Source organism: Belnapia arida (assembly GCF_016773205.1).
GTDB lineage: Bacteria > Pseudomonadota > Alphaproteobacteria > Acetobacterales > Acetobacteraceae > Belnapia > Belnapia arida.
The window spans coordinates 1-7,704 of sequence record NZ_JAETWB010000087.1; the positions used below are offsets into that span (position 1 = coordinate 1).

General features: G+C 63.8%; 7 protein-coding genes. 4 read left to right on the forward strand and 3 right to left on the reverse strand.

What is annotated here, in order from left to right:
- Positions 1 to 78 precede the first annotated feature (78 nt).
- Together JMJ56_RS32070 and JMJ56_RS32075 are read left to right on the forward strand one after the other, a co-directional pair.
- A complete protein-coding gene (locus JMJ56_RS32070) occupies positions 79 to 1,113 on the forward strand; it encodes a terminase TerL endonuclease subunit (RefSeq protein WP_202835938.1) in 1,035 nt (344 codons plus the stop codon).
- Positions 1,114 to 1,557: 444 nt separating this feature from the next.
- Positions 1,558 to 3,405 (forward strand): PHA/PHB synthase family protein, encoded by a 1,848-nt coding sequence (locus tag JMJ56_RS32075; RefSeq protein WP_236039027.1) that lies wholly within the window; start codon positions 1,558 to 1,560, stop codon positions 3,403 to 3,405.
- A 97-nt stretch (positions 3,406 to 3,502) separates the two neighbouring features.
- Here JMJ56_RS32075 and JMJ56_RS32080 read toward each other — a convergent pair whose 3' ends face one another.
- Positions 3,503 to 4,621 carry an alpha/beta fold hydrolase gene (locus JMJ56_RS32080; RefSeq protein WP_202835940.1) on the reverse strand — a complete coding sequence of 373 codons (1,119 nt, stop codon included), beginning with the start codon at positions 4,619 to 4,621 and terminating at the stop codon, positions 3,503 to 3,505.
- Between the two features lie 285 nt (positions 4,622 to 4,906).
- Between JMJ56_RS32080 and JMJ56_RS32085 the strand changes: the two genes are divergently transcribed.
- Together JMJ56_RS32085 and JMJ56_RS32090 are read left to right on the forward strand one after the other, a co-directional pair.
- On the forward strand, positions 4,907 to 5,548 hold the full coding sequence (locus JMJ56_RS32085) for a phasin family protein (protein WP_202835941.1): 642 nt from the start codon (positions 4,907 to 4,909) through the stop codon (positions 5,546 to 5,548).
- Positions 5,549 to 5,740: 192 nt separating this feature from the next.
- The gene (locus JMJ56_RS32090; RefSeq protein WP_202835942.1) at positions 5,741 to 6,187 is read left to right on the forward strand and encodes a hypothetical protein; all 447 of its coding nucleotides are present in this window, start codon (positions 5,741 to 5,743) and stop codon (positions 6,185 to 6,187) included.
- Between the two features lie 212 nt (positions 6,188 to 6,399).
- On the opposite strand, the gene JMJ56_RS35155 is transcribed toward JMJ56_RS32090, so the two are convergent.
- The gene (locus JMJ56_RS35155; protein ID WP_202835943.1) at positions 6,400 to 6,564 is read right to left on the reverse strand and encodes a DUF3489 domain-containing protein; all 165 of its coding nucleotides are present in this window, start codon (positions 6,562 to 6,564) and stop codon (positions 6,400 to 6,402) included.
- Positions 6,565 to 6,587: 23 nt separating this feature from the next.
- On the reverse strand, positions 6,588 to 7,040 hold the full coding sequence (locus tag JMJ56_RS32100; protein ID WP_202835944.1) for a YidB family protein: 453 nt from the start codon (positions 7,038 to 7,040) through the stop codon (positions 6,588 to 6,590).
- Between the last annotated feature and the right edge of the window lie 664 nt (positions 7,041 to 7,704).

Here is a 7,704-nt window from a genome sequence, read left to right on the forward strand (position 1 = left end):
CTACTGCGCGGGCTCACTTACAACCTCCAGCGCCTCGTCCGCCTCAGTGCCCCCGGATGAGCCTCGCGACAGAGCAACGTGCTGCTGACCGCCATGGGCAAGCGGCGCCACCCGCTGCTGCTGTCCATCAGCGCGGCGACCGGCAACACCACGGGCATTGGCAAGCAGCTTTGGGACTATGGCGTGCGGGTGCTGGAGGGCACTCAGGAGGACGAGCGGCTGTTCACGCTGATCTATGCCGCCGATCCGGAGGACGACCCCTGGGACGAGGCGATCTGGATCAAGGCCAATCCGAGCTGGGGGCAAGCGGTCCAGCCAGACGCGATCCGGGCCATCATGCGGCAGGCCCGGAACAACCTGGCACAGGAGACCGCCGCTCGGACACGGCACCTGAACATCTGGTCCGGTGCCGACGAGGCGCTGTTCTCGATGCGGGCGTGGCAGGCGTGCCGGAGCCCCGACCTGCGGCTGGAGGACTTCGAGGGGCAGAAGTGCCATCTCGGCCTCGATCTCGCCAGCCGCACTGATCTGGCGGCGTTGGCCCTGGTCTTCCCGGAAACCTGCCGCGACACCGGCAAGACGACCTATGCCGCCTTTGCCCGCTGCTACCTGAATGAGGAAGCCGTGCTGGAGGCGCGCAATGCCGCCTACCCGGGTTGGGCGGCGGAGGAGCACCTTGTGCTGACGCCGGGCAACGAAACCGACTTCCAGGCGATCGAGGACGACATCCTGGAGCTGAGCCGGCGCTTTCGGATTGTCAGCGTGGGCTACGACCCTTGGCAGTCGACGCAGCTGGCGCAGCGCTTACGGGCACAGGACGTCGAGATGGTCGAGTTCCGCTCCACGACCGCGAACTTCTCGCCGGCGATCATCGAGCTCGATGCTGCCACGCGCTCCGGCCGGCTCCAGCATGATGGCAACCCGGTGCTTGAGTGGTGCATCGGCAACGTCGTCGGCAAGCCGGATCGCCGGGGCAACCTTTATCCGACCAAGGCGCGGCCGGAGCAGAAGATTGACGCTGCTGTGGCGATCATCATGGCGATCGGGCGCTCGATGACCGAGCCGAAGCAGTTCACCAGCATCTTTGAGCGGGCGGAGTTGTGGATGGCGTGAGGCAGTGCAATGTGCTCAACCTTAGCGCCCATTGGCGCTGCCGGTATTAGCATTGGCATTGATCGCACTGTGACCAAGTGCCTGACCGCGAGCAACTCTAAGGCGAAAGCTGGGCGCCGCCGGCGGCGCTGCAGCGGTCCGTTGCGTGCCTGAATGACGATTATAGTGCGCTTGTGCACGGTCTCCAACTCGGCCAGCCCAGAGACGTTGAAGAGTAGCTTATGACATCGCGGTTGAGCCGTCGGTTGAAATAGAAACACTGCGGCGGAGTGGGCCTACAGAATTGAGCCGAAGGCGATAGTGGCGCGAACGGGAGCACCTTAGGAGGATAGCGTCATGGCAGTCCAAGATAGCGGCGAGAATGGCGGACACGGGCATTCGGACGAAGGGGGCGGGAGCTCTTCGCCGGGACCCGACGCCATGCTTGGGGTCTGGGCCTTGTGGATGGAGGCGATGTCGGGACCGGCAGGCCGCGACTGGGCCAGCCTCGCCAAACCCTTGTGGCAGATGACGACCGATCAGCTCAGCGGCCGCGCGCCTGGCGGCGGGGTGGCGCAGCTTGGCGACATGTTGGCCAAGGACCCGTTCCTTCGATCCGTGGATCAGATGTGGAACGCCAATCCGCTCCGCGACGTCGTGCCCGTGGATTGGGCGGAGGTCGTCAGAGCACTCCGCACGGTGTGGTTGCGCTCCCTCAACCGGCCCGACGCGGCCATGGCGGCAGCGGAGCTGAACGCCAAACTGTTGCGTTCGGCCATGGACGCTTGGAACGAGGCCGGCCTGCGGTGGTGGGGTGTGGAGCCGGCGGGAAGCAGCACTCTTGCCATCGGCGGCGACAAGCGGTTCACCGCCCCGGAGTGGCACGCCAACCCGGTCTATCGCACGCTCAAGGAGGCTTACTTGCTCGCCTCCGACTGGCTGCTGAAGCAAGGCGCAGAGGTGGCGGAGGGTGTGGACGAGGCAGAGCGCCGGCGGCTCGACTTCCATCTCCGACAGTTCGTGGACGCCATGAGCCCGGCGCTGCTGCTTGCCTCGAACCCGGCGGCACTGCGCCGTGCGATGGAGACCGGCGGCGCCAGCCTCGCCAACGGCGCCCGCAACCTGGCGGCCGACCTGCAAAATGGGCGGCTCAGCATGGTGGACGCCACCGCCTTTGCGCCTGGGCGCAACCTCGCCCTGTCACCGGGCAAGGTGGTCCACCGCAACCGCCTGCTCGAGTTGATCCAGTACGAGCCGACAACCGAGACGGCGTACCGGACGCCCCTGCTGATCATGCCGCCATGGATCAACAAGTTCTACATCTTGGACATGCAGCCAAAGAACAGCATGGTGCGGCACCTCGTCTCCCAAGGCTTCACCGTGTTCATGGTGTCATGGAAGAACCCCGACGCCTCCATGGAGGACATAAGCTTCGAGGACTACATGGACCTTGGCCCGTTGGAGGCGAGCGATGTCGTGCGCGAGATCACCGGCGCCAAGTCCATCAACGTGATGGGCTACTGCATTGGTGGCACGCTGCTCGCCCTAACTCTTGCGTGGCTGGCTCGGAAGAAAGACAACCGCTTCAATGCAGCGACCTTCATGGTCTCGCTGCAGGACTTCACGCGGGTAGGCGACACCGCCGTCTTCATGAACGAGCCGGCCATGGATCTGGTCGAGCAGCAGATGATGGAGCGCGGCTACCTCGACAGCCGAGAGATGTCCAACATGTTTAACCTGCTGCGCTCAAACGACCTGATCTGGGCGAACGTGGTGAACAACTACCTCATGGGTGAGAAACCTCCGGCCTTCGACTTGCTCTATTGGAACAGTGACGGAACCCGCATGTGCCGCGCCGCACACGCCTGGTACCTGCGGAACACCTACAAGGAGAACAACCTAGTCGTGCCAGGTAAGATCGAGCTCAAAGGTGAACCCATCGACCTGGGGCGCATCGAGCTGGATGCTTATGCGGTTGGTGCCGAGAAGGACCACATCGTTCCTTGGGACGCTGCTTGGCACATCACACGGCTTTTCGGCGGCAAGGTGCGCTACGTGCTTGCCTCCTCTGGCCACATCGCTGGCATCATCAACCCACCGGGTGGCAAGGGCGCCTACTGGACCAACGAGGCGCAAGCGGCAACGCCTGAGGAGTGGCGCAAGGCGGCCACGAAGCACGACGGCAGCTGGTGGACGGATTGGTCGGCTTGGCTCGCGGCGCGGTCGGGCGAAAGACAAAGGCCACCAGCGACGGGCAGCACCGCGCATCCGCCGATTGCGGACGCGCCGGGCACCTACGTGCTCGAGAAGTAAGAAGACGCGGGCGCGTTCTCCAGCACCAGCTGCTCCGGGGGGGCTGTCCGCCTTGCACCCCGGAGGGCGGCGTCGTTACGCTGCCCGGGCTGAAGCTTCAGAGACCATTCGGAGCGACACGGCTGATTCGCCGAGCATTCGTACGGGCAGCTTGGCGGATGCCATGGCTTACCAATCCAATAGCCTCGACAACGTGCTCTGGCTCGGAGTGGTGGACCATGTGCCCTGCTCCCTCGACGCTCCGCAGCGCGCTGCCTGGGATGGTGGCGTGCAGGCGCTCAGCATTGCGCTTCCAGACGACCTTGTCGCCGTCTCCTGCAAGGATGAGTACAGGCATCCGGAGGTCGGTGTAGCGCCGGCGCAAGCCCAGCGCACCTGGGATCATCAGCGCACCATCGAGCGAGGTAGCGCGGATCTGGGACGGCCGCAGCGCCATCGCGTCCGAGTATTCGTGCCGGAACCGCCTGGTGACCGAGGCCGGCGAGAACATTGCGCGCTTCTGCAAGGGCATGAGGAGCCGCCCCAGCCACGGCGAGACCGTGTACCGTAGGATATCCCCAACCACCGGAATCGCACCTACAGTGACTAACAACACATCGGGCCGTAGGGTCCAGAAATAGTAACCGGAAAGCAGTACGAGACCCGCCGTGTCAGCTTGGTGCCGCACCGCCAGCGAGAGCGCCACAATGGCACCCCAGGAGTGGCCCACCACAACCGGGCGCTCGATACCCAGCTGCTTGAGGGCCTTGTGGAGCAGTTCGGCCTGCTGCGTTGCCGTCCAGCTGCGGCCGCGTGGGCGCTCGCTGTGGCCAAAGCCGGGGCGGTCGAAAATGATGACCCGGTGAGTTTCCAGCAGGCGCTCGGCGACGCCGCTGGTATCGTAGTCGTCGCCAGACACCACGTTGCCGTGGATAAGGACGATCGGTTGCCCGGCACCCCGGTCGGTATAGTGCAGTCTGACGCCATCCAGGTCGAGGAACGTACCCCGAGGTGGATGTTGGCGCTCCGCCCGGCGCGCGACGGTGCGGTTCACCAGGGCAAATGCGCCGAGGGCAGTGGCGGCCATTCCGCAAGCAAGCACCGTCCGACTCCCGAGAAGGGTTTTGGCTGCAGCGAAGAGGTTCAATGCCGTGCTCCTACGGTGTTTGACCGCGCCGAACCCATCGAGGCCAATCCATTCAAGACAGTTGGGATAAGCCGTCGAAATCACTTGCATCGACGGCGATGCCACGGCGAGCAGGGCAACCAAACTGGTGAAAAGAATACTGTTCCGATTATGGGATAAATATTCTGTGTGTTCATCCCGAAACCCAAATCAGCAGAGCAGAGCAGCGCGGTCGCTAGATCCCGCTTTCACTAAAATGAAACCTCGTACTCTGTAATAGTTCCTTCGTCTTCTGCCACGAATTTTCTCTTGCGTCAGGACGCTTATTGACGCACAACAAAATTGTGCAGTGCAGCAATATTTGATGCGCTGAAGATTTATTGGTAGGAAACTCACATGGTCGACATTAATAAGCCGCAAGACACACGTGCAGCCACCGATGCCGCGGTCCGTCGCGGCGCCGAGGCCGTCCAGCAAGGCGGCCACGCCACCAATGAGGCGCTGCGCCAGAATGCCGAGGCTGGCGCCGATATGGCGCGTAAGGGTGCCGAAGCAGGTGCCGATGCAGCCCGCCGCGGTGCTGAACTTACGAGCGACACGGCGCGCCGGAGCGCCCAGGCGGTCACCGACGCTCAGCGTCAGATCACTCAGGATGCGGCGCAGCGTTTTGAGGAGGTCAGCCGCAAGGTGGCCGAGGCGGCCCGGGGAACAAGCGAGAACGTGCGTCAGCTGATGACGCTGCCGAACGCCGCCGAAGGTGGTCTGCGCGACCTACAACAGGGGATGGCGGGTTTGGTCGAGGGCGTGATGCAGACCAACCTGCGCGCGGCGCAGGAGTTGTTTCGCCTTGCCAACCCGGCGCCCATTGTGGAACTGCAGCAGCGCTTCATGCGCGAGTACACGGACACCGTGCTGCGCAACACTGCCACGCTGGTTCGTGCAACGCGTCGCGCCGCTGACGAGACGCTGCGCCCGCTCGAGGAGCAGATCCGCCAGACCGACCAGGCCCAGCAGCCTTCTCAGGCTGCGGCGGAGTAACACTGGTGCGGGACCTACAAGGGTCCGGAGCGTAAAAGAGAGCGGCTGGGGCGCCATGGGTGCCCCAGCCCTTTTCATGTTGCCCGCAACCGCTCGCTGCGCCGGCGTCGCCCGCCTAGCCCGGAAGAGCTCAGCCAGTCCTCCTGTCGTGACGACAGTGTCTGGCGCCACGGTAAATACGGAGAGTGGAACATGGAGAAGACCAAGTACGTCTTAGCGGGCCTGATGGAGGAAGCCGCAGCCAATATGCGCCAGCTGATGACCGCCGCGCCAGGTTCGGGCGCGACTGGGGAACAAGCGCAGGACGCACAGCGGGCTGTGTCACTCCTGTTTGAGGGCGTAATGGCGACTAACAAGCGCTTCGCAGAAGCGCTGCTGAACCGTGCCGAGCCAGGCCCGGCGGTGGAGATGCAGCGGCGCTTCGTGAGCGACTACTTTGACGCTCTGGCACGGGGTGGAACTCTGGTGTTGCGTACGGCGGAGGAGGCGGCACAGTCCTCGAAGCAGGAGGCGCGGGAACGCAGCCACCACCAAGACAGTGCCCGGGCGGCACCCGCCGAGAGGTTCGAGCCGGCTTCGAAGAAACGAGCGCGGCGTCCCCGCTCGCAAACGTCGCGCAAAAACACGGCTTCTGTCTAACGAGCAGCTGTGAAGTAGTCACTTGGCCTTGAAGATGGGCTGGGTATCTGGCTTGGCCAAATGGAAAAGGACACTATGCCACAAAAGTCGAGGCTTATCTCACAACGACCTGAGAACTCCTCGGCGATGCGGTAGACGGTATAGCTGCCCTTGGCGCCTTCCTTGCCCGAGCCGACCTGCCAGACCCGCTCGGCAGCTCCAACCACAATGCTTCAGCGCTTCTGCAGCCCAGTGAAGAAGCCGCGGACCGTATGAGCTTGCCAGCCGGTGACCTCGGCGATTTGGGCGACGGCTGCACCCTCCTGCCGGCGCAGCATGGCGAGTACCTGCTGCTGCCTGGTGCCGTCGCGCGGCCTGCGGGGGCGAGTAAACCCCATTCCTTTCAGCTACCCGCGTCGCCCTACGCCGGCATCCGACCCTCGGGTGTGTACTTATCAACCGCGCTGGGCAGTTCTCGGGTGAGTCGAGTGATGATCTCCTCACGGGACAGGCCGGTCTGCTTTGCCAGCGCATCCAGCGTGTCGGCGCCAATCGCGCTCTCAACGTGCTGCGGGGCGACCTCGCGGTTGGGCCCATGGGCTACCCACGAGTCCGCTGCTTCACCGTGTCCAATCGACCGAAAGCGGTCAACCAGGTTGCGGATGCCGTCAGTCAGGACGGCGCCAATGCTGCCATCGCTCGTCGCTTCACCAAACCCAGTGCCCTGGCCTTGTGGCGGGCTGGCCGTGCCTGGAGTGCGAGCGGCACCGCCGGTAACTCCTCCCAATAGCTCCGCAAGCTTGTCGCGGTTTTGGTAACCTGCAACTGCAAGTACACCCAGCAGCGCCGTCATAGATGGAAAGCCGCGGCTCATGTGATCTCTCCCGTTGGCACAGTCTCGGTAAAACACATATGCGGTCGACCAGTTTCGCTACCTTCGGTTTCACTTTACCCTTTCCCATGTATCCTTCGAGGTAACGGATCGCAATTCATAATAATCTGCGAGTACGCGCGCTTAATTCTCTCAACGCGCGAGTTCAAAGTTGTCCCTTTGCCCGGTCGGTGGTCGTCCTTGCCGCTGGCCACGCCCTGGTACTCGGCGATCAGCGTATAGCCAGAGCCTCGGCATAGGCTCTGACGCTCGCCTGCTGCGCCTCCACGAGGCCGCTGTGGCCCTGCTCGGAGGTGGAGACGCGGTAGAGCCCGACTGCCAGTCTGGCGGCGCTGTGCAACGGCGGCAGCTAGTCCGCTTCCAAAATGCGGTAGATGGTGTAGCTGCCTCCGCGCCCGTCTGTTCGAGCCGCCCCTGGTCGGATCAGGCGACAGCATGGGTTTTGCCTGAGTGTGCGCGAGAGAACGTAACGTCTTGGCCGCTGCCGGGCCGACCGCCCCGACGCTTGGCGTCTCGCTCCACCAACGTCTCTGTCAAAGGATGACGCGTGCACGGCCCCACGTTAGCCTTCCTTGCTCTGTCGCGAGGCTCATCCGGGGGCACTGAGGCGGACGAGGCGCTGGAGGTTGTAAGTGAGCCCGCGCAG